Below are 20,029 nucleotides of genomic sequence, written 5' to 3'. Positions count from 1 at the left end.
CTAAAGTTTAGTAACCCAGAGTTCTCTTTGCTTCAATCGCGGTCGTATTCAGCGTATTCAGACATCTTGTGAACTTATCATTACTGCTAAGATCCCAGAAAGGCATTAAAACAATTACAGAAACATCAGATTTAGGATCATAAGCCATCATAGACAAATAACCTTCTGTTGCCCCATTGTGACCATAACCGATCCCTGTAAAATTAGAACACCCCAAACCATAACCGTTTGTTGTAGCCACGCCTGTTTTTGTTCTCATCATCTCAGCACTTGAAGCATACAATACATTTTCACCTTTAAACAAACTTCTGATATAAGTCGTTAATGTCACCATTGTTCCCAATCCGTTTCCTTCGCCGATGTGCGCACTTGCATTTTTAAGATCTGTAATTTCTTCGTGATCTGTATATTTTATCAGACCTTTTACATAAGGTGATGGCAATTGCTTATCAGAAGCCAGTTCCGGAAATTTAATCGCCAAAGGAACTTTTGCACTTGGTCCAACAATTTTATCATACATATAATCACCGTAAGTTTTCGTTGAGTTGATTTTCTGAGAATATACCCTCGCAATAATTTCACTTAAAATCGTATAGCCCGTATTTGAGTAATGATAAACGGTGTTCGGCGAACCATAAGTAAGGTTCTGATCTTTTAAAACTTTAGCATAATCTGAAGCCGAAAACTGAAAATCAGGGTTGGTTTCCATCATATGATCTGCGTAAGTTTCACCACCGATATTGTATTGTGATGTGTCATTGGTAAGATCATAAATTCCTGCATTATGCTGCAAAATCTGACGAATAGTGATTTCATTTTTATGCGGAAAATTCCAGTCTGCAACATCCGGCGTGTAAGGAACCGTTGTTCCTGGAATATTTTGAGTGATTTTATCATCGAGATTCAACCAACCGTCCTGCATCATTTTTAAAATAGCGGTTGAAGTAAAGTTTTTCGTATTACTTGCAAAACGGAAATAAGTTGTTGGTGTTACTGCTGTTCCGTTCGTTCCTTTTACCGTACTAAAATAAGTTCCTTTCGGAGAAACAACATAAACACTTAGAGAAGGAACATTCGTATTTAATGCTGTCTGAAGATTGCTGTGAATATTTTTCACGGCCCCGTCTAATTCAAGCTGATAATCTTTTTCTGATTCATTGTCACTACAACCCGCAAAAATGAAAGGTAGACACAACGAAAGAGACAGAAGTTTGAGTTTTTTCATAGTTTACTATTTCGATTTATTTATGTTGCTAATTTCGTTATTTTTTATAAATATTTCAAAGAAGCGGGATTATGTATTTAAATTTTATTTAAAATAAAGATTTATTGTATTAATTTTTGAACTTATTTGTTGGAAAACAGCAATAAAACAAACCCAAAAGAAAACCCCAAAAACATTATATTTCTGAGGTTTTATATCTTTAATTAAAATTTTCTTATTCCGATTTAAAAACTTCCGTTCTTTCCGAAATTCCATTTGCGTTGAACGCTTCGATCTGGAAATAGTAGGCATCCGTTCTGTCGGCGCCGGTGAAGAAATATTCATTTTTTCCGTAAACCATGATGCTTCCGTACAATTTATCCGGAGATTTACCCCAATAAATTACGTACCCATCGGCATCCTGATTCTGCTTCCATTTCATCCAGATACTTCTTCTTTCCCCGTATTTTTTGGGATCAGATCTTAATGGCACAAACTCTTCCACCTTTTTCGGGGCAGCTCCATCTCCTTTTCCGAACACTCTGAAACCACTTAATGCAAATTTTCCTGTTGGCATTTTTAAGTTTTCCATTTTCAGGAATCTTGCTTTGGCAGGTTTTTCAAGTTCGATATAATCATGAGGAACGTCTTTTGTATTTTTACTTTTATCAACAATTACGCTCCATTTCTTACCGTCATTGGAACCATAAATTTTATACTGATGCATTTTACCGAAAGTCTTTCCTAAAAACTCAGCATCCTGATCTGCATAATTAATCTGAATGGCATTAATGGTAGAAACTTCCCCTAAATCTGTCTGAAACCACTCTCCTGCATTTCCTGTTTTTGCACTCCAATAGGTTTTAATATCTTCATCAACAGCCAAGTTTGGTTGATAACCTCCCAATGTCGATGAAACCTGAACCGGTTTGTTATAATTCAGCAACATCCAACCTGCAAAAAGTCCTTTAGAAAAATCTTTTCCCTGTGCAAATTGAGGTAAGAAAGTCGGATAATCGCCGTAAGCCGTGTTGGTGTACATCACATCATCTTTATCAAATCCGGCTGGCCAGATACCCAATCTTCTTTCAAAATTATTTTTAGTTGAAATAAAAATTGTCGAAATATGCCACCAGTTTTTGTAATTATCTTCGAATGTTGCACCATGTCCCGCTCCTCTCGCAAATCCTCCCGGCTTATAAGAAAACGGGTTGTGCTGCTGATATTCAAAGCCTTCCAAAGGATTATTGCTTACATAAACTCCATCAGAATATCCACTGAATTCCGTTGCCGGAGCTCCGTATTGCATGTAATATTTTCCGTTGTGCTTCGTCATCCATGCTCCCTCCACAAATGGCTGTAAGAAAACATTGTCATTGTATTCCCCAAATCTTTCCCAACCGTGATCTTCTGGCTTTAATCTTATAATTGGCTTCACAAAACCTTCTGACTGTAAAGTTTTAACTTTCACTTCAGTTCCTAATAAAGGCCATTCGTTGCTCGATCCCCAATACAGATACAATTTATTTTTGTCTTCATCGTAATGAAAAGCAGGATCCCAAGCGCCAACTTTTAAGGTATCAACCGCGATATGCCAATCATCTTTTGTAGGATTTGTACTTTTCCAGATCGGGAAATCCTGCTCCCAGGTTGAGCCGAAAACATACAGCGTATCTTTCATCGCCCAAACTGCGGGTGCATTCAGATCGTGCTGGTATTTGTTATCTCTAAGGAATTTTCTTTTCACAAATTTCCAGTCGAGCATATCATCACTATACCAGTATCCTTCCTGATTGGTTGAAAAAAGGAATAATTTATTCTTAAAATTTACAATTACAGGATCTGCCGTCGCACGGTGCCTTCCCTGAGTTGAAAAATTTTTAAAAGGCGTGTATCCGTAATCGATGTTGATCGGATTACAGAATGTTTTCTGTTGAGCACTAAATAAGAATGGCAGGAAAGCCATCAATAGCATTAACTTTTGTTTCATAATCATTTTCATTTCCATCCCTATTTATAATATTTAAAGTTGTTTTATTTCTTTGGCAAGAAAACCTCAGCGAGCATACAACGTGCGCTTCCACCTCCATTTACTTCGATTGTATTCAGATCCGAATAAATAATTTCGCAATATTTTTCGATATTTGAAACCTGCTCGGAAGTTAAAGATTTATAAGCAGTTTCACTCATTACAAGAAATTTTTCACCATCCCTATTCTGAACCTGAAGCATATTTCCTGCAAACTGCTGCATTTGTTCTTCTGAAATTTCGATGATTTCTTTTCCTGAATTTTTGATGGTTTCAACGACTTTGCTTCTTTCCAATTCGTTGTCGATGCAATCTAAACAGATGACAACAAATTTATCGGCAACACACATCATTACATTGGTATGATAAATCGGAAGTCTTTCCGTTCCCACTGTTTGGAATGAATGAAAAACAATCGGTGTAAAGCCGTATTTTTCACAAAATTCTCTGAATAATTTTTCATCCAATCTTAAAGAGACAGAACCGTAGGCAATTTTGTTATCATGATCGAAAATCATACTTCCTGTTCCTTCCAAAAAGTGTCCCTGAATTTCAGGTAAAGACCAATCATCAATTTCAGAAACTTCGAATCCTTGATCTTTGATTGTTTCAATAATATCTTCCCTTCTTTCCACTCTTCTATTGGAAGCAAACATGGGATATAACACTACTTTCCCATCTTTATGGAAACTTACCCAGTTATTCGGGAAAATAGAATCCGGAGTGTGTGGATCTAATGTATCTTTAATCGTGATCACATTAATTCCTTTATTTCTCAGTTTTTCGACAAATGCTTTGAATTCCGTTAATGCTTTAAATTGAATATCAAAACCTTTTTGTTCAACCTGAAAATAATTATTTTTTGCTGTTTCTTCATTAAAACCGAATGCAATCGGCTCTATCATTAATACTGTATCTGTTGTCTGCATCTTCTTTGAGTTTGAGGGTGTTTTTGGGTTTGAGAGTCTGAGTGTTCTAGTGTTCTAGTGTTCTAGTGTTCTAGTGTTCTAGTGTTCTAGTGTTCTAGTGCAAAGTTATTTTTCTTCTTTATTGATTGATGAAAATGTACACCAACTTTGCGACTGACTCATCATATTTACCAACATCCCGATTATTTGATTGTATTGTTTGTTTAATTTAATAAATTGTTCTTCATTTATATAATTGCATTTCCATGCGTACAAAAGCCACGTTTGTGTTTCTCTTGCTTCACCTTCTGAGTCCGTGAGTTTGGCAACAAAAGATTTTTCATATTTTCTTTTCCCCCAAGCTTCACTGATATTTGCTGAAACCGATCTAGATGAACGTCTTATTTGATCTGTAAGAGAATAAAGTTCTTCTTTAGGAAAAGATTTTGTGAGTTCAAAAATGATCATAGCAAATTCTATTGACTTTTGAAACACCTTTAAATCTTGGTGAAATTTAATTGTCGACATCTTTGTATTTTTAAACTAAAATAGAAAAAATACAAGCAACTCAACATTAAAATTCTTCTCCGCTCTAACTCAAAAACTCTCCAACTCTAAAACTCTATCACGCTCCTACACTCACCCATTCAACTACTCTCTCACAAGCGGCATCGTAGAACATCTCAACAAACCTCCCATTTTGGAAATTTCTCTGTAAGGAATTTCTTCCACCGTCATTCCCCATTCGTCTCTTAAATGATTGTTCATTCTTTTGAAAGCTTTATCTGATACCACAACTTCAGGAGAAATTGAGAAAACATTCGGAACCATTTCGAACATTTCTTCCGCTGTTACGTGGAAACAATTTTCTTCTCCAAAAATATCGATGATTAAACGATAATCGCTTTCATCCACAAAACCGTCTTTATAAATTATACATTTATCTTTTCCAATAGGGTTGAATGTACAATCTAAATGCAAAATTCCTTCGTATGGAATCTTATCGTTTTTCTTTAATTCAAGATCAATGATTCTCTTTTTTGGAAAATATTCCTTAAGAATTTCGATGGCGTATTCATTTGTTCTGGCTGTTTTATAGCTTCTGTAATCTTCGCTAAAACATGTTCCAATAAAAAGAAAATCATCCCAGACAATTACATCTCCTCCTTCAATGTGTGCTGTTTCCGGAAGGTTGATGATTTTTCTCCAAGCCACTTTTTCGAAAACTTTTTTATAAGCTTCCTGTTCGTCTGCTCTGTCAGCAATGACGTTTGAAATAATCATTTTATCATCAATAACAAACGCTACGTCTCTCGCGAAAACCTGATTGTAATCTTTTATAATGCTTGGACGAAGAACTTCTACGTCATATTTTTTCAAAACCGCTTCGAAGGCATTCATCTCATTGATGATATCCGCTTCTACAGGGTAAATATTATTTTCTATTGAGTAATAAGACTTTGCGTCATAACTTTCCTCCAAAGTCGGAACCGATCCCATTGAATTGGGCTGACCTAACACCACTGTTTTCAGCCTTCCCGTTTCGTTTTTAATGTTTAGTTTCATAAAGATTTATGCAATTCTACAAATATAAGTAAAGGTCTGTATTTAGGAAACTTTTGTACTGTTTTTAGCATTATACTTGAATTTTATTCTGCAAATTCCACTTATTATAGTTTTTTACTCAAGCTCATTGGTAGACTTATCTATTTAATTGCTTAAATAAAGGCTTTTTACAGATAATTTTATTCACAACATATTGTTTCTGAATAATTTATCATTAAAATTTAATTGAAAGAGGATTAAAATTCATATATTAGTGATATAATTTCGGCCGAAATTAAAACTTAAACTATTCACAATCAAAACATCAACATCATGAATGCAAAAAATCCTGTGCTGAAAAAGGCACAAAAATTAAACCGAGAGGAGCAAAAAACAATCATTGGAGGCGCGTCTGTAGCGAGACGTTGCTGCGAATGGGACGAAAATGGGGCTTGTAGTCTGTACACCTGCGACAGATGTCAATGCCCATAACTAAAATTAGACACCAAAAACCTGCTTTCATAGGCAGGTTTTATTTTTTTATTTGAAAAATAATCAATATTTACAAAATCTGAATAAATTATTCCTTAACACTTCTCAATCCTTTTACGAAGTACCAAATTGTAATTATACTTACAATCAATTATGCAGGAACAAATGTTCCACGGAATAATGAACTTAAAGGACTCGCCTGTTTAACACAAAGTACAAAACGATATTAATTCGCAATGTATTTTTTACTGAATTTAATTTCTCGCTTTCCATACTTTAATTTAATTATTTTCATCAAAATAAAAAAACCCAAAGAAAAACTTTGGGTTTTGATTTTATTTTAAATCGAATATTATCTGTTTAAGATATCGATATAATCTCTTTGCTGAGCTCCTTGATAAACCTGTCTTGGTCTTCCGATCGGATCTCCTTTTAATCTCATTTCTTTCCATTGAGCAATCCATCCAGGAAGTCTTCCCAATGCAAACATTACTGTGAACATTTCTGTAGGAATTCCTAATGCTCTGTAGATGATTCCAGAATAGAAATCTACGTTTGGATATAATTTTCTTTCGATGAAGTACTCGTCTTCAAGAGCAACTTTTTCTAACTGCATTGCAATATCAAGAGCCTTATCTTCAATTCCTAATGCTTCTAATAAATCATCTGCAGCTTTTTTAATAATTTTCGCTCTTGGATCGAAGTTTTTGTATACTCTGTGTCCGAATCCCATTAGACGGAAGCTATCGTTTTTGTCTTTAGCTTTAGCAACATATTTAGATACATCACCTCCATCTTTTTCGATAAGCTCAAGCATTTCGATAACCGCTTGGTTTGCACCACCGTGAAGTGGTCCCCAAAGCGCAGAAATACCAGCAGAAACAGATGCAAAAAGACCTGTGTGAGCAGAACCTACCATTCTTACTGTAGATGTAGAACAATTTTGTTCGTGATCTGCGTGAAGAATTAATAATTTATCTAAAGCCTGAGTTACCACAGGGTTGATTTCAAACTCTTCGTTTGGTAATCTGAAAGCCATTTTGTAGAAGTTTTCTACATAGTTTAGGCTGTTATCTCCATGGTTCAATGGAAGACCTAAAGTTTTTCTGTAAGTCCAAGCCGCAAGGTGAGCAAATTTAGCAATAAGCAATTCTGCAGCAAGATCCATTTCTTCTTTAGAATTTACGTTAACAGCTTTTGGGTTGAAAGCCGTTAAAGCAGATGTTAAAGTAGATAAAACTCCCATTGGGTGAGCAGAACGAGGGAAAGCATCGATGATTTTTTTCATCTCCTCTGCTACGAAATTATATTTTTTGATGTTACCGTTGAAGGTATTGAATTGATCTTGAGTTGGTAATTCTCCGTGTAATAGAAGGTACATTACCTCTGTGAAGTTAGATTTCTCAGCAATCTGCTCGATTGGATAACCTCTGTAGAATAATTCTCCTTTGTCTCCGTCTAAGTAAGTGATGTCACTAAGAGTAGCTCCGGTGTTCTTGTAACCTAAATCTAATGTGATTAAACCTGTCTGGTCTCTTAATTTTGAAATATCGATCCCTCTGTCTCCGATAGTACTATCTACGATAGGATATTCATACGAATTACCTGCGTAATTCAATATTACTTTGTTGTCTGACATTATTTAATTTATTTTTTTCTAAATATACTACTTATTACAAAATACGGCAAACTAAAAATTCGCTTGCCGTTATTTATAAATTCGATTAATTATCTTTTGATTTTAAAAGCTTCCAAACCTGGGAAAATTGCAGTTTCGCCTAAAGCTTCCTCAATTCTCAACAATTGGTTGTACTTCGCCATTCTGTCTGATCTTGAAGCAGATCCTGTTTTAATCTGTCCGCAGTTCATGGCTACTGCTAAGTCAGCGATTGTAGCATCTTCAGTTTCTCCTGATCTGTGAGACATTACTGAAGTAAACTTGTTGTGCTGAGCCATTTGTACCGCAGCCATTGTTTCAGAAAGAGAACCAATTTGGTTTACTTTTACCAAAATGGAGTTCGCGATTCCTTCTTTAACCCCTCTTGATAATCTTTCAACATTTGTTACGAATAAGTCGTCTCCTACTAATTGTACTCTGTCACCGATTTTTTCAGTTAACATTTTCCATCCTTCCCAATCGTTTTCCTGCATACCATCTTCGATAGAGATAATTGGATATTTGTTTGCCAATTCAGCTAAGTAAGAAACCTGCTCGCTGCTTGTAAATTGAGCTGCATCTGGAGTCTGGAATTTTCTGTAATCGTAAACTCCGTCTTTATAGAATTCTGAAGCTGCACAGTCTAACGCGATCATTACATCGTCACCCGGCTTGTAGCCAGCTTTTTCGATAGCCTGAAGTAAAGTATCCAAAGCATCCTCAGTTCCTTTGAAAGTTGGAGCAAAACCACCTTCATCACCTACCGCAGTAGAAAGACCTCTTGAGTGAAGAATAGCTTTTAGGTTGTGGAAGATTTCAGTTCCTTTTCTCAATGCGTGAGAGAAAGAATCTGCTTTTACCGGCATTACCATAAATTCCTGAAACGCGATCGGCGCATCTGAGTGAGAACCACCGTTGATAACGTTCATCATCGGAACAGGAAGCGTGTTTGCATTTACACCACCTACATATTTATATAAAGGCATTCTTAATTCATTAGCAGCAGCTTTAGCAACAGCCAAAGAAACACCTAAGATTGCATTCGCACCTAAATTTCCTTTGTTTTTAGTACCATCAAGATTAATCATTGTCTGATCGATCCAGTTTTGTTCGAAAACAGAAGCACCAACCAATTCAGGGAAAATCTCTTCTTTTACGTTTTCAACAGCCTTCAAAACTCCTTTCCCAAGGTATTCTGAACCACCATCACGCAACTCAACTGCCTCGTGTTCCCCGGTAGAAGCTCCGGAAGGTACAGCAGCACGTCCCATCGCACCACTCTCCGTGAATACATCTACTTCGATTGTCGGATTCCCTCTTGAATCCAAAATTTGTCTCGCTTCTATGTAAGAAATGCTACTCATTGCTCTTATTTTTTTATAGTTCAGACAAATTTAATCAATTTTTAACTTTTGAAAGCAACGGAACGCTAATTTATACGTTTATTCTGAGTTAAATTTTAGTTAATTTTGAGGTAACGATAATTTTAAATGTACCCAAAGCAAAAGCTCCAGAATTTCAAGAGCTTTTGGAATTTAATTTTGCTTTTATGCCAAAGGAATATTATTTTTTCGGTGATGGGGTCAGCAATCCTGCAAGTGCACCGATCGCTCCGGAAGAAATTGTTGCAAAAATTGTAATCAGTTGATTTTCTTTAATATTGCTACCGTTCAGAGTCAACACAAACAATGCAGCAATAATAAGGATAATCGAAAAACCTAACATCATTACAATAATCCTATAAATCCAAGAATCAGTTTCTTTTGGATTTTTCCTTTCAATATTCTTTTTCGCTTCAAAACGGTTGACTTTATATTCCTGTCCGTTAGAAGAATTTTTTAAAGGCACTTCAAGTCGTTCAATACTTTCGTTAATTGTAGTAGTTTCCATGATTACCTGTTTTATAATTATTTCAAAGTTCATATTAAAAACCTTTCAAATCAATTACACAAACAGTTGATTCTCACAACAAAAAACAGCACCATAAAAAATGATGCTGTTCTATTTAAGTTTAAAATTTAATTATAAATCTATCCTAAAAAACAAATGCGTTCCGTTTTTTGTGGTTACTTCGCAATGTCCGTTTTGTTCCTGCATTCTTCGTTTCATATTGCGAAGTCCATTTCCTTCGGAGTTTTTATGATCGATTCCTATTCCGTTGTCAGAGATTTTCATCATGAATTCTTTATCCCTCTGGATAAACGAAAGTTTTAGTTGATTGGATTGACTGTGTTTGTAAGCGTTATTTAAAGCTTCTTTTAAGCATAGAAATAAATTGCGTCTTTGTTCGGTCGTAATCATAGTTTCGGAAACCACATTTTCTTCTTCAATACTCAATTGAATTTTCGTTTTCTTGAGGAAATTCTGTGCATAAATTTTAGAATAATCCATAAAACTTCCCAATGTATCGTTTCCTGAGTTCAGACTCCAAAGCATTTCTCTCATCGAAAGGTTCATTTCTTCGGAGGTTTTCAGGAGTTCATCGATGTCGTTTTTTAAATCATCGTCTTCCGCTCGTTGTTTTAAAAATTCTGCTTGTAATTTTAATGCTGAAATTCCTGCTCCGAGATCGTCGTGCATGTCATGGGAAATTCGTTCTCGCTCTTGTTCGATTGATTTTTGTTTTTCCAATTCTTTTTGGAGGAGCTGGTTTTGGTGTTCGGATTCTTTAAGTTGTTGTTCCTTAAGATGTAATTGTTGCCTTCTATTATACATTAAAACAACGAAAATAATGAATACAACAAAAAATAACATTACAATTGTTATAATGATGTAGGTTAATTTTATCTCATTTAAGTTTTCGTCATCAATCATACTTTTTGTTGTATTTTAATAATGAAATATAAAATGAAATATAAAAAAGAATATTAATCACAAAAAAGAAGGATTGAGAAACAATTAAAACTTTATTGTCAAACTCGTTAAACAAATATCTTGGAATAATTCTTAAAATAAAAAAAACACCCCAAAATAAAAGTCCACAAGACACCCAAAATTTCGGATCATCCATTATAATTTTTTCATCCGGATTTTTTAACTTTCCGTAGAACCAAATAAGACAGTAGGCAATGTATACCAATGAAAAAGAAATTCCTATCGTCTGATTCACTTCCTGATAATTTTTAAAAATAAAACACAAAAAAATTATAGTGAAAATCACAAAAACAATTGTATTTAGCTTTACCAGAAATTTATCTTGGTTCCGATTAAAATAAAAAAGAAAAAATAACGTACAAAATAAAATATAAATATTATATAAAAAACCAAACTTAGCGCTACTCCCAAAATATATTTGAAATATAAGCATCAGAAATTCAAGTATAAAAGTCGCTACCAAGTAAAAACACAAAAATTCCTGTTGCCTCCCGCCTTTTTTTAAACCTAAGAAAATAGAGAAGGAAGCAACAAGAAGCAGAACTATCAAATATGCTATTTGAAAACCTGAGTACATTATGGTTGCATATTACCTATATTATAAAAAACATCATTGTCGGGAGTCTTTGGGTCTTTACAATATGTTCTATCTATTTGGAGAATAGTATTCAAACGTAGCAATCCATTAAGAGGATCATTTTTTGCAGCGGTTAGCAATTGTGTAATCGCTGGAAATTCCTTGAAGTTCTTTCTAACTTTTGTATAATCAAATGTTATATACTGTGTATACATAGATTGGTCTGGATTAAAGTTTCGGCTATCATAGAGCTCTTTAAAATCCTCGATATATCTTTTAGCTTTTGTATCCGAAATTCTAGATAGTTTTTGATTTTTCAGAATATAAAGTCTCTCATTGGTTTCAAACTTAATATTCATTTCATCATTATTATCTGCTGCTATATTGAACCTTAGTAAAAGGGTAATCTCCTCTTCATCTTTAATAAAATAAATATGAATATAGTCGCTCCAAAAAACATTTTCTTTAAAAGTTGTTTCTATATCTTCAATTAAAAAAGATTCAGGCATACCTAATGCTGAGAAAAAAATTAGGTTGTTTACTTCTGTTACTGCTGTAACGCGATCGATTTCATCATTCAAGTCAAGAAAGAAATGAAATGTTTCATTAAAATTTTTCTTACCAGCTTTGTTAAAGTCCATCTGTAAAATGTCTTCAATCATGCTTAATTTTATTTCAGCATGGGTCATGTTTGGGTCTAAATTCTTCATGGTTTCTTAGTTTTTAAAATGGTTAAATTTATTAATAGCCTCCACTTTATTATTGACGTGGAGTTTTCTGTAGATATTCCCGACGTGTTTTTTTACCGTGTCGATGCTGATGAATTTTTTATCGGCGATCTCTTTGTAAAGAAGACCTTGAGATAAAAGTTCGAGAATTTCCTTTTCGCGCTCGGTTAACTCCTCGAAAGATTTTATGTCAGAAACTTTTCTTTCAAAATGATTCAGAACTTTTCGGGCAATAGAAAAGCTCATCGGTGCACCACCGTTGTAAACATCACGAATCGATGCAAGGATTTTATCCATACTTTCGCCTTTGATGAGATAGCCGGTTGCGCCAGCTTTTAAAGAATTGAAAATTTTGTCGTCTTCCTCGAAACTCGTACACATGATGAATTGTGTCTTCGGCATTTCCTTGCGAAGTTTTTCGATGATCTCGATTCCGAGCATGTCTTGCAGCTGGATGTCCATCATTACAACATCAGGAGAAATATCAGAAAGATTTTTCAATGCATCGTTTCCATCGAAAAATTGGGCGACAACTTTCATGTCACCCTGATAATCGATAACTTTCTTCAACGCATTGTTGTAGTTTCTTTCGTCTTCTACTATGGCTATGGAAATGCTCATGTTGTTTTTGTTTGAGACAAATTTCTACAGAAAACAAAGCAGAAACAATTACACGTTTGTGTAATTTTAAAGTTTTGAGTCCTTGGTTACGTTTAGTTTTTCTTTTTCTTAAATTTAACTATTTATTTGTTTAAAAATTGAATTAATTTAGAATATTTTTCAATTAATTTTATTTAATATTAAAATAATGATAATTTAATCAAGGACTTAATGAAGGTCATTTTACCAGTTCATCTAAAATCGGATGATCAATACTATTTACTTTAAAATTGATATTGTCATTAATTTGTTCAAAAATCTGGATCGTATTTTTTCCTTTCTTCAACCAAACTCCCGGAATATACAACGTCAACTGAGGGCCAACTTTACTCCAATATCTACCGATATTTCTTCCATTAATAAAAACAACACCTTTACCGAATTTTCTCATATCAAGAAAAGTATCTCCAACTTCGTTAAGAGTAAATTCACCTTCGCTTATCATCGGCGTTCCAACGGCGATATCTTTTAATTTATAATTGTGTTTTGGAAATTTATCGAAAGGCAAAGGATACATTTTCCAGTTTCCTGAAATTTCAGTTCCATTAATTTTGATCGGACTGATAATTCCTTTTAAGTTATTCACAATCTCAGCCCCATAATTGATTCTGCCCATATTTTCAACAAGAATATCCAAAGTTTCTCCCGCTTTAATGTCCAAATCAAGGTCATATTTTTTATAATATCGATTTAGTTCACCTATTCGGTTTCCATTGATATAAATATTTGCATAATCTCTCAAGCCCTTTATTTCGAGTTTTCCTTTTAGATTTTTATCAAATTTTCTTCTATATAAAACATACCCGTTTCCTATATTTAAATCTTCAAATGTTAATGGCTTATCGTTTACAATTGGTTTTTGGATATTTATATAATCAAACAAATTGGCATTTTTTGAAAACTTTATTTCAGGAATTGTAATGACTCTCATCGGTTGTGGAACCTCCTGTAACTTTTGAGAATTCATTTTCTGAAAAACATCTCTTAAAGCATTATACTTTGGAGTTCCCCATCCCGCTTCTGAAATTGGCGCGTCATAGTCGTAACTTGTGAGATCAGGCTGAATATCGTGATCTTTATCATAGTTCGCCCCACTTGTAAAACCGAAATTCGTTCCCCCGTGAATCATGTAATAATTAAATGAAACTCCATTTTTTATATATAATTCGGTTTGCTTTACCACATCTTCTGTTGAAACTTTGGGAAATGGTTCCGCCCAATGATCCAGCCAACCCGGATAATATTCGGCAACCATGTAAGGTCCTTTTCCGTCATTATATTCATTGACAGTTTTTTTCAACACATCAATATCACCTTCGCCGTTTGCTGTTGGCAATGCTCCTTTAATTGAACCGCCTTTAAACAAAGAACTTGCATCTGAGGTAAAAAATGGAACTGTAATTCCAGATTTCACCAACATATCCTTGATTTTGTGACTGTATTTTCGGTGTTGTTCCAATGAAATATCTTTTCGCTGAGAAACATAAGATCCAAATTCATTTTCTGCCTGAACCATAATTACAGGACCTCCATTATTGATCTGCAACGGAACAATTTGTTTCGATAATTCAGTAATGTATTTTTCGCATTGTTGAAGAAAAGCTTTATTGTCCGTTCGGATTTCTAAGTTTTTGTCTTTTTGAAGCCACCACGGATATCCTCCAAATTCCCATTCCGCACAAACATAAGGTCCCGGACGAATGATTACATACAAACCAACTTCCTGAGCAGTTTTAATAAACTTTTTTAAATCTTTTTCACCTGAAAAGTTCCATTTTCCGGGAGATTCTTCGTGATAATTCCAGAAAACATATGTTGTGACGGTATTTAAACCCATTGCTTTCATCATTTGAAGACGATGTTTCCAATATTCTACCGGAACTCGCGGATAATGAAGCTCACCCGAATGAATGATAAAAGGTTTTCCGTTTAATACAAATTGTCCGTTTTTAATTTCAAAATTTCCTTTTTGGGAAAACATCAAATTAATGGAGAAAAAGAAAACAATTACATCGAAATATTTACTAAATTTTTTCATATTTGTGAGGCATGATTTTTGTAAAAATAAAGAATAAAAATCAAGCTTAATATCAAACTTAAAAAATCATGAAAAATAGTCTCTTAGTGCTTAATGCTGTACTTGTATTATCAGTAATTAGCTGTAAAAAATCAACTGAAAACGGTAATAAAGATGTCCTAAAAATGGAAACTTCTGAAACATCCGTTGTAAATAATAACGGAAAACCTGACTCAGTGAGCACTCGTTCTTCTGTAGAAATCGTAAACGGACAAAAAACAGTAAAAGACAGCTATGTTTATAAAGCAACGGACGGAACTTTAGTAAAAGTAATTTTCGAAACAAATCCGAAGGAAAGTACGGTTGCTATTACAAGTAATAAGAAAACCTTTACGCTGCCAAAAACAGAAACAAAAGGAGATGAAACAATTTATAAAAAAGACGATATGACTGCAAGAGTAAAAGGAGACAGTCTTCATTTAGAACAGGGAAACAATATCATCGAATTGAAAAAGACGAAAATCTAGAAAATAAAAAAACCGTTCATTTCTGAACGGTTTTTTATATATCTGATGAATATTATTCTTCAGTTTTTTCCTCTGTAGAATCAGCAGCTTCAGCAGTTGGCTCAGCAGCTTTTTCTTCTACTACAGGAGCTTCAGCAACTACAGCAGTTTTAGCTGTTGTAGATCTTCTGCTTCTTCTTGTAGCTTTTTTCTCTTCAGCATTAGGATTGTAAAGCTCATTGAAGTCTACTAGCTCAATAAGAGCAGTATCAGCAGCATCACCTGGTCTGAATCCTGTCTTGATGATTCTTGTATAACCACCGTTTCTCTCAGCGATTTTAGGAGCTACAGTTCTGAACAATTCAGCAACTGCTTCTTTATTTTGAAGATATGAAAAAACAATTCTTCTGTTGTGTGTAGTATCTTCTTTTGCTTTTGTTAATAGAGGCTCAACATATACTCTTAAAGCTTTAGCTTTAGCTACAGTAGTGTTGATTCTTTTATGCTCAATTAGAGAACAAGCCATATTAGAAAGCATAGCACTTCTGTGAGAAGCTGTTCTTCCTAAGTGATTGAATTTTTTACCGTGTCTCATTATTAATTATTTATCAGCGTCTAACTTATATTTTGCAACGTCGAAACCGAAGTTAAGACCTTTTGAATGCACTAATTCTTCTAGTTCTGTCAAAGATTTTTTACCAAAATTTCTGAATTTCATCAAATCAGACTTACTGTAAGAAACCAATTCTCCAAGAGTTTCTACTTCAGCAGCTTTCAGACAGTTTAGGGCTCTTACAGAAAGATCCATATCTGCTAATTTAGACTTAAGTAGTTGTCTTGTATGAAGAGTTTCCTCGTCATATTGGATAGATGCTTTTACAGCTTCAGTTTCAAGAGTGATTCTCTCATCAGAGAACAACATGAAGTGATAAATTAATATCTTAGAAGCTTCTGTTAAAGCATTTTGAGGGCTGATAGATCCATCAGTCTCGATATCTAATACAAGTTTTTCGTAGTCTGTTTTTTGCTCTACACGATAATTTTCAATACTATACTGTACTTTCTTAATTGGCGTAAAAATAGAGTCGATCGCAATAGTACCTACAGGTGCATTGTTTGACTTATTTTGTTCAGAAGGCACATACCCTCTTCCTTTTTCTATGTTGAAAGTAATTTCGAAAGTTACATCACTGTTTAGGTTACAAATTACTAAATCCGGGTTTAGAACCTCGAATCCGTTCATTGATTTACCTAAATCTCCAGCAGTAATAATCGTCTGACCCGAAACTTTAGCAACAACCTGCTCATTCGCCTGGTTTTCTGCCGTAGCTTTTAATCTTACCTGTTTAAGGTTAAGAATAATTTCGGTAACATCTTCGATTACTCCTGGAATAGTTGAAAATTCGTGCTCTACACCTTCTATTTTGATAGATGAAATAGCGTATCCTTCCAGAGAAGAAAGCAACACTCTTCTCAAAGCATTACCGATTGTAAGCCCGAAACCTGGTTCTAGAGGTCTGAATTCGAACGAACCTCTAAATTCATCAGAATTAAGTAAAATTACTTTATCGGGTTTTATGAATTGTAAAATTGCCATATTATTGGGTTGAGCAAAAATTTGATTAAAAAATTATTTAGAGTAAAGTTCCACGATAAGGTTCTCCTTGATATCTTCCGGAATTTGGATTCTTTCAGGAGCAGAAATGAAAGTACCTTCTTTCTTCTCATCGTTGAATTGTAACCACTCATAATTAGCTTTAGAAGCTAATGCATTTGTAACAACTTCAAGAGATTTAGACTTTTCTCTTACAGCGATTACATCACCTGCTTTCACTAAATAAGATGGAATGTTAAGGATCTCACCATTCACAGTGATGTGTCTGTGAGAAGTTAACTGTCTAGCAGCAGATCTAGTTTTAGCAAAACCTAATCTGTATACTACGTTATCCAATCTAGATTCGCAAAGTTGCAATAGAACTTCCCCTGTTACACCTTTACTTCTGTGTGCTTTATCAAATAGGTTAGCAAACTGTCTTTCTAAAATACCGTAAGTATATTTAGCTTTTTGTTTTTCAGCTAACTGAACTGCATATTCTGATTTTTTAGCACCTCTTCTTTTGTTAGGACCGTGTTGTCCTGGCGGTTGGTTTTTTCTTTTCTCGAAGTTTTTGTCATCTCCGTAGATTGCAGCACCAAACTTTCTAGCAATCTTAGTTTTAGGTCCAATATATCTTGCCATAATGGGTAAATTCTAAAAATTAAACTCTTCTTCTTTTTGGTGGTCTACATCCGTTGTGTGGCATAGGAGTCACATCAACGATTTCTGAAACTTCAATTCCTGAATTGTGGATAGATCTAATTGCAGATTCTCTACCTGCACCTGGACCTTTCACAAACACCTTTACTCTTCTAAGACCAGCTTCGTGAGCTACAGCAGAGCAATTTTCAGCTGCCATCTGAGCAGCAAATGGAGTATTCTTTTTAGAACCTCTGAATCCCATTTTACCGGCAGAAGCCCAAGAGATAACCTCTCCGTTTTTATTTGTTAAAGAAATGATGATGTTATTGAAAGAAGCTTGAATATGTGCTTCACCAATAGCTTCAACTTTTACTTTTCTCTTCTTAACTACTTTAGTTTGTTTTGCCATAATTCCTAACGATTATTTACTAGCTTTTTTCTTGTTAGCAACAGTTTTTCTCTTTCCTTTACGGGTTCTAGAGTTGTTTTTCGTTCTCTGGCCTCTTAAAGGTAATCCAAGTCTGTGACGTATTCCTCGTTGGCATCCTATGTCCATCAATCTCTTGATGTTCAATTGCACTTCAGATCTAAGCTCTCCTTCTACTTTTACGTTTTCTGAGATATAAGTTCTGATTGCAGCCAATTCATCGTCATTCCATTCGTTGACTTTCTTGTCTTCGCTGATACCGGCAGCTTTAAGGATTTCAGAAGAAGTACTTCTTCCAACTCCGTAGATGTAAGTTAAACCGATAACTCCTCTTTTGTTTTTTGGTAAATCAATACCTGCAATTCTCGCCATAATTTAATTAACCTTGTCTTTGTTTAAATTTTGGGTTCTTCTTGTTGATTACGAATAGTACACCTTTTCTGCGTACGATTTTGCAATCAGCGCTTCTTTTTTTAATTGATGCTCTTACTTTCATTTGATAGTATTTATTTTTTAACAATAGCCAAATGGAAATCCGCAGACTCCATTTGGCGTTTGTTTAATATCTAAATGTAATTCTCCCTTTTGATAAATCGTAAGGAGACATTTCTAGTTTCACCTTATCACCAGGTAAAAGTTTAATATAATGCATTCGCATTTTACCAGAAATATGAGCGATAAGAATATGCCCATTTTCTAGCTCTACACGGAACTGAGCGTTCGAAAGTGCTTCCGTTATAACGCCGTCTTGTTCAATATGTTTTTGTTTTGCCATAAATTAATATCCAGTCGTTCTTGATAATTTAGACTGCATTAAGCCATCATAATGATGGTTCAGCAGATATGTATTAATCTGTTGAACAGTATCTAAAATTACTCCAACCATAATCAATAAAGACGTCCCCCCGAAAAATAAGGCGAACGCATCTGTCTGAACAAAGCTTCCATGCACAATTGCCGGAAGGACTGCAAAGATAGATAAAAAAATTGCACCTGGCAAGGTAATTTTTGATAAAATATCATCTAAATAATCAGCCGTCTCTTTTCCTGGTCTTACTTTTGGTACTAAACCTCCATTTCTCTTTAAATCATCAGCCATTTGGTTTACCGGAATTGTAATCGCAGTATAGAAAAACGAGAAGATAATAATTAATAGCGCGAACAATACATTGTACTGCCAGCTAAAAACATTCTTGAAACCTGCAAGAAAAGTGTTGGTATCATCCACTTTAGTTAATAATCCTGGAACGAACATCAATGCCTGAGCAAAGATAATCGGCATTACACCAGCAGCATTTACTTTTAGTGGGATCCACTGTCTTGCTCCTTGCATAAGATTTCTGTTTACACCTCCTCTTGCTTGAGCTCTGCTTACATACTGGATTGGAATTTTTCTTACAGCAACAGATAACACTACTGCCAAAAGAACAACCAACATCCAGAAAATTACTTCAATAAGGATCATGATTGATCCCATCCCTCCTTTTCCGTTCTGCACGGCCATTTCCTGAACGAATGCTTCTGGTAATCTTGAAAGAATCCCTACCATAATAAGGATAGAGATACCGTTCCCGATACCTTTGTCGGTGATTTTCTCACCCAACCACATTGCGAATACTGAACCAGCAACCAAGATAACAATACTTGGCAACCAGAACATGATAGAATTTGGCTCTACATAGTATGCAGAAGAGAATTGAGCATATGGTAAGAATAATTGAGTAATAGAAGTTAAATAAGAAGGTGCCTGTACTAAACAAACTCCAATAGTTAACCATCTTGTAATTTGGTTCAATGTATTTCTACCTGACTCTCCATCTTTCTGAAGTTTCTGAAGATAAGGAATAGCCATTCCCATCAACTGAACAATAATAGAAGCAGAAATATAAGGCATGATTCCTAACGCCATCACAGAAGCATGGCTGAATGCCCCTCCTGTAAATGACGAAAGCAAGCCAAGAAGACCTGCTCCTTGCTTGTTTCCGCCTTGACTTTTATAATGCTCTAAGAGATCTCCTACTTCAGCAAGGTTAATTGCCGGAAGAGAGATATAAGATGCGAATCTATACACAAGGATAATACCTAAAGTGAAGAGAATTTTATCTCTAAGTTCTTTAAGACTCCAAATATTTTTTAAGGTTTGTATAAATTCTTTCATTAGTAATT

The 20,029-nt window shown here is 34.7% G+C and carries 21 protein-coding genes; 1 reads left to right on the top strand and 20 read right to left on the bottom strand.

The features are described 5' to 3' along the window. Positions 1 to 7: 7 nt before the first annotated feature. The 12 genes from ACKX2A_RS13895 to ACKX2A_RS13840 all read right to left on the bottom strand — a co-directional run bounded on the left by ACKX2A_RS13895 (position 8) and on the right by ACKX2A_RS13840 (position 14,712). On the bottom strand, positions 8 to 1,225 hold the full coding sequence (locus ACKX2A_RS13895) for a serine hydrolase domain-containing protein (RefSeq protein ID WP_415325349.1): 1,218 nt from the start codon (positions 1,223 to 1,225) through the stop codon (positions 8 to 10). Positions 1,226 to 1,439: 214 nt separating this feature from the next. After that, positions 1,440 to 3,194 (bottom strand): discoidin domain-containing protein, encoded by a 1,755-nt coding sequence (locus tag ACKX2A_RS13890; protein WP_415325348.1) that lies wholly within the window; start codon positions 3,192 to 3,194, stop codon positions 1,440 to 1,442. A 44-nt stretch (positions 3,195 to 3,238) separates the two neighbouring features. Beyond that, positions 3,239 to 4,162 carry a citrulline utilization hydrolase CtlX gene (gene ctlX, locus ACKX2A_RS13885; protein WP_415325347.1) on the bottom strand — a complete coding sequence of 308 codons (924 nt, stop codon included), beginning with the start codon at positions 4,160 to 4,162 and terminating at the stop codon, positions 3,239 to 3,241. Between the two features lie 105 nt (positions 4,163 to 4,267). Further along, positions 4,268 to 4,669: a four helix bundle protein gene (locus tag ACKX2A_RS13880; protein ID WP_415325346.1), complete on the bottom strand. Its 402-nt coding sequence runs from the start codon at positions 4,667 to 4,669 to the stop codon at positions 4,268 to 4,270. A 123-nt stretch (positions 4,670 to 4,792) separates the two neighbouring features. After that, positions 4,793 to 5,707 carry a dimethylarginine dimethylaminohydrolase family protein gene (locus ACKX2A_RS13875; RefSeq protein ID WP_415325345.1) on the bottom strand — a complete coding sequence of 305 codons (915 nt, stop codon included), beginning with the start codon at positions 5,705 to 5,707 and terminating at the stop codon, positions 4,793 to 4,795. 823 nt (positions 5,708 to 6,530) lie between these two features. Continuing rightward, the gene (locus ACKX2A_RS13870; protein ID WP_415325344.1) at positions 6,531 to 7,817 is read right to left on the bottom strand and encodes a citrate synthase; all 1,287 of its coding nucleotides are present in this window, start codon (positions 7,815 to 7,817) and stop codon (positions 6,531 to 6,533) included. An 89-nt stretch (positions 7,818 to 7,906) separates the two neighbouring features. Further along, entirely contained in the window at positions 7,907 to 9,199 is a 1,293-nt protein-coding gene (gene eno, locus ACKX2A_RS13865; protein WP_415325343.1) for a phosphopyruvate hydratase, read from the bottom strand. Between the two features lie 199 nt (positions 9,200 to 9,398). Further along, the gene (locus tag ACKX2A_RS13860; protein ID WP_415325342.1) at positions 9,399 to 9,725 is read right to left on the bottom strand and encodes a hypothetical protein; all 327 of its coding nucleotides are present in this window, start codon (positions 9,723 to 9,725) and stop codon (positions 9,399 to 9,401) included. 132 nt (positions 9,726 to 9,857) lie between these two features. Further along, positions 9,858 to 10,649 carry a sensor histidine kinase gene (locus tag ACKX2A_RS13855; RefSeq protein WP_415325341.1) on the bottom strand — a complete coding sequence of 264 codons (792 nt, stop codon included), beginning with the start codon at positions 10,647 to 10,649 and terminating at the stop codon, positions 9,858 to 9,860. Positions 10,650 to 11,285: 636 nt separating this feature from the next. Continuing rightward, positions 11,286 to 11,996, bottom strand: a complete 711-nt coding sequence (locus ACKX2A_RS13850; RefSeq protein ID WP_415325340.1) for a hypothetical protein — start codon at positions 11,994 to 11,996, stop codon at positions 11,286 to 11,288. Between the two features lie 6 nt (positions 11,997 to 12,002). Further along, complete coding sequence (locus ACKX2A_RS13845; protein WP_415325339.1) at positions 12,003 to 12,635, bottom strand: response regulator; 633 nt, start codon at positions 12,633 to 12,635, stop codon at positions 12,003 to 12,005. A gap of 217 nt (positions 12,636 to 12,852) precedes the next feature. Beyond that, a complete protein-coding gene (locus tag ACKX2A_RS13840; RefSeq protein WP_415325338.1) occupies positions 12,853 to 14,712 on the bottom strand; it encodes a beta-galactosidase in 1,860 nt (619 codons plus the stop codon). Positions 14,713 to 14,780: 68 nt separating this feature from the next. Between ACKX2A_RS13840 and ACKX2A_RS13835 the strand changes: the two genes are divergently transcribed. Then, on the top strand, positions 14,781 to 15,218 hold the full coding sequence (locus tag ACKX2A_RS13835) for a hypothetical protein (RefSeq protein WP_415325337.1): 438 nt from the start codon (positions 14,781 to 14,783) through the stop codon (positions 15,216 to 15,218). Between the two features lie 52 nt (positions 15,219 to 15,270). Here ACKX2A_RS13835 and rplQ read toward each other — a convergent pair whose 3' ends face one another. The 8 genes from rplQ to secY all read right to left on the bottom strand — a co-directional run bounded on the left by rplQ (position 15,271) and on the right by secY (position 20,021). Continuing rightward, positions 15,271 to 15,792: a 50S ribosomal protein L17 gene (gene rplQ, locus ACKX2A_RS13830; RefSeq protein WP_415325336.1), complete on the bottom strand. Its 522-nt coding sequence runs from the start codon at positions 15,790 to 15,792 to the stop codon at positions 15,271 to 15,273. 6 nt (positions 15,793 to 15,798) lie between these two features. After that, positions 15,799 to 16,794, bottom strand: a complete 996-nt coding sequence (locus ACKX2A_RS13825) for a DNA-directed RNA polymerase subunit alpha (RefSeq protein ID WP_415325335.1) — start codon at positions 16,792 to 16,794, stop codon at positions 15,799 to 15,801. 33 nt (positions 16,795 to 16,827) lie between these two features. Continuing rightward, complete coding sequence (rpsD, locus tag ACKX2A_RS13820) at positions 16,828 to 17,436, bottom strand: 30S ribosomal protein S4 (RefSeq protein WP_345204212.1); 609 nt, start codon at positions 17,434 to 17,436, stop codon at positions 16,828 to 16,830. A gap of 19 nt (positions 17,437 to 17,455) precedes the next feature. Next, positions 17,456 to 17,845, bottom strand: coding sequence for a 30S ribosomal protein S11 (gene rpsK / locus ACKX2A_RS13815; RefSeq protein WP_034694697.1), 390 nt, complete (start codon positions 17,843 to 17,845; stop codon positions 17,456 to 17,458). 12 nt (positions 17,846 to 17,857) lie between these two features. Beyond that, positions 17,858 to 18,235: a 30S ribosomal protein S13 gene (gene rpsM / locus ACKX2A_RS13810; protein ID WP_002983260.1), complete on the bottom strand. Its 378-nt coding sequence runs from the start codon at positions 18,233 to 18,235 to the stop codon at positions 17,858 to 17,860. A 7-nt stretch (positions 18,236 to 18,242) separates the two neighbouring features. Further along, positions 18,243 to 18,359 carry a 50S ribosomal protein L36 gene (gene rpmJ / locus ACKX2A_RS13805; RefSeq protein WP_007839480.1) on the bottom strand — a complete coding sequence of 39 codons (117 nt, stop codon included), beginning with the start codon at positions 18,357 to 18,359 and terminating at the stop codon, positions 18,243 to 18,245. 63 nt (positions 18,360 to 18,422) lie between these two features. Continuing rightward, positions 18,423 to 18,638, bottom strand: coding sequence for a translation initiation factor IF-1 (gene infA, locus ACKX2A_RS13800; protein WP_027381317.1), 216 nt, complete (start codon positions 18,636 to 18,638; stop codon positions 18,423 to 18,425). 3 nt (positions 18,639 to 18,641) lie between these two features. Further along, the gene (gene secY, locus ACKX2A_RS13795) at positions 18,642 to 20,021 is read right to left on the bottom strand and encodes a preprotein translocase subunit SecY (RefSeq protein WP_415325334.1); all 1,380 of its coding nucleotides are present in this window, start codon (positions 20,019 to 20,021) and stop codon (positions 18,642 to 18,644) included. Between the last annotated feature and the right edge of the window lie 8 nt (positions 20,022 to 20,029).

It is taken from the genome of Chryseobacterium sp. MMS23-Vi53 (assembly GCF_047651245.1).
Classification (GTDB): Bacteria; Bacteroidota; Bacteroidia; order Flavobacteriales; family Weeksellaceae; genus Chryseobacterium.
Note: the sequence above shows the minus strand (reverse complement) of the source record. Positions and strands in the feature narration are given on the sequence as shown.

Excerpts from the sequence above, each read along its gene's own strand:
- ACKX2A_RS13895 (WP_415325349.1), bottom strand. The coding sequence starts at position 1,225 with ATGAAAAAACTCAAACTTCTGTCTCTTTCGTTGTGTCTACCTTTCATT.
- ACKX2A_RS13890 (WP_415325348.1), bottom strand. The coding sequence starts at position 3,194 with ATGAAACAAAAGTTAATGCTATTGATGGCTTTCCTGCCATTCTTATTT.
- ctlX (WP_415325347.1), bottom strand. The coding sequence starts at position 4,162 with ATGCAGACAACAGATACAGTATTAATGATAGAGCCGATTGCATTCGGT.
- ACKX2A_RS13880 (WP_415325346.1), bottom strand. The coding sequence starts at position 4,669 with ATGTCGACAATTAAATTTCACCAAGATTTAAAGGTGTTTCAAAAGTCA.
- ACKX2A_RS13875 (WP_415325345.1), bottom strand. The coding sequence starts at position 5,707 with ATGAAACTAAACATTAAAAACGAAACGGGAAGGCTGAAAACAGTGGTG.
- ACKX2A_RS13870 (WP_415325344.1), bottom strand. The coding sequence starts at position 7,817 with ATGTCAGACAACAAAGTAATATTGAATTACGCAGGTAATTCGTATGAA.
- eno (WP_415325343.1), bottom strand. The coding sequence starts at position 9,199 with ATGAGTAGCATTTCTTACATAGAAGCGAGACAAATTTTGGATTCAAGA.
- ACKX2A_RS13860 (WP_415325342.1), bottom strand. The coding sequence starts at position 9,725 with ATGGAAACTACTACAATTAACGAAAGTATTGAACGACTTGAAGTGCCT.
- ACKX2A_RS13855 (WP_415325341.1), bottom strand. The coding sequence starts at position 10,649 with ATGATTGATGACGAAAACTTAAATGAGATAAAATTAACCTACATCATT.
- ACKX2A_RS13850 (WP_415325340.1), bottom strand. The coding sequence starts at position 11,996 with ATGAAGAATTTAGACCCAAACATGACCCATGCTGAAATAAAATTAAGC.
- ACKX2A_RS13845 (WP_415325339.1), bottom strand. The coding sequence starts at position 12,635 with ATGAGCATTTCCATAGCCATAGTAGAAGACGAAAGAAACTACAACAAT.
- ACKX2A_RS13840 (WP_415325338.1), bottom strand. The coding sequence starts at position 14,712 with ATGAAAAAATTTAGTAAATATTTCGATGTAATTGTTTTCTTTTTCTCC.
- ACKX2A_RS13835 (WP_415325337.1), top strand. The coding sequence starts at position 14,781 with ATGAAAAATAGTCTCTTAGTGCTTAATGCTGTACTTGTATTATCAGTA.
- rplQ (WP_415325336.1), bottom strand. The coding sequence starts at position 15,792 with ATGAGACACGGTAAAAAATTCAATCACTTAGGAAGAACAGCTTCTCAC.
- ACKX2A_RS13825 (WP_415325335.1), bottom strand. The coding sequence starts at position 16,794 with ATGGCAATTTTACAATTCATAAAACCCGATAAAGTAATTTTACTTAAT.
- rpsD (WP_345204212.1), bottom strand. The coding sequence starts at position 17,436 with ATGGCAAGATATATTGGACCTAAAACTAAGATTGCTAGAAAGTTTGGT.
- rpsK (WP_034694697.1), bottom strand. The coding sequence starts at position 17,845 with ATGGCAAAACAAACTAAAGTAGTTAAGAAGAGAAAAGTAAAAGTTGAA.
- rpsM (WP_002983260.1), bottom strand. The coding sequence starts at position 18,235 with ATGGCGAGAATTGCAGGTATTGATTTACCAAAAAACAAAAGAGGAGTT.
- rpmJ (WP_007839480.1), bottom strand. The coding sequence starts at position 18,359 with ATGAAAGTAAGAGCATCAATTAAAAAAAGAAGCGCTGATTGCAAAATC.
- infA (WP_027381317.1), bottom strand. The coding sequence starts at position 18,638 with ATGGCAAAACAAAAACATATTGAACAAGACGGCGTTATAACGGAAGCA.
- secY (WP_415325334.1), bottom strand. The coding sequence starts at position 20,021 with ATGAAAGAATTTATACAAACCTTAAAAAATATTTGGAGTCTTAAAGAA.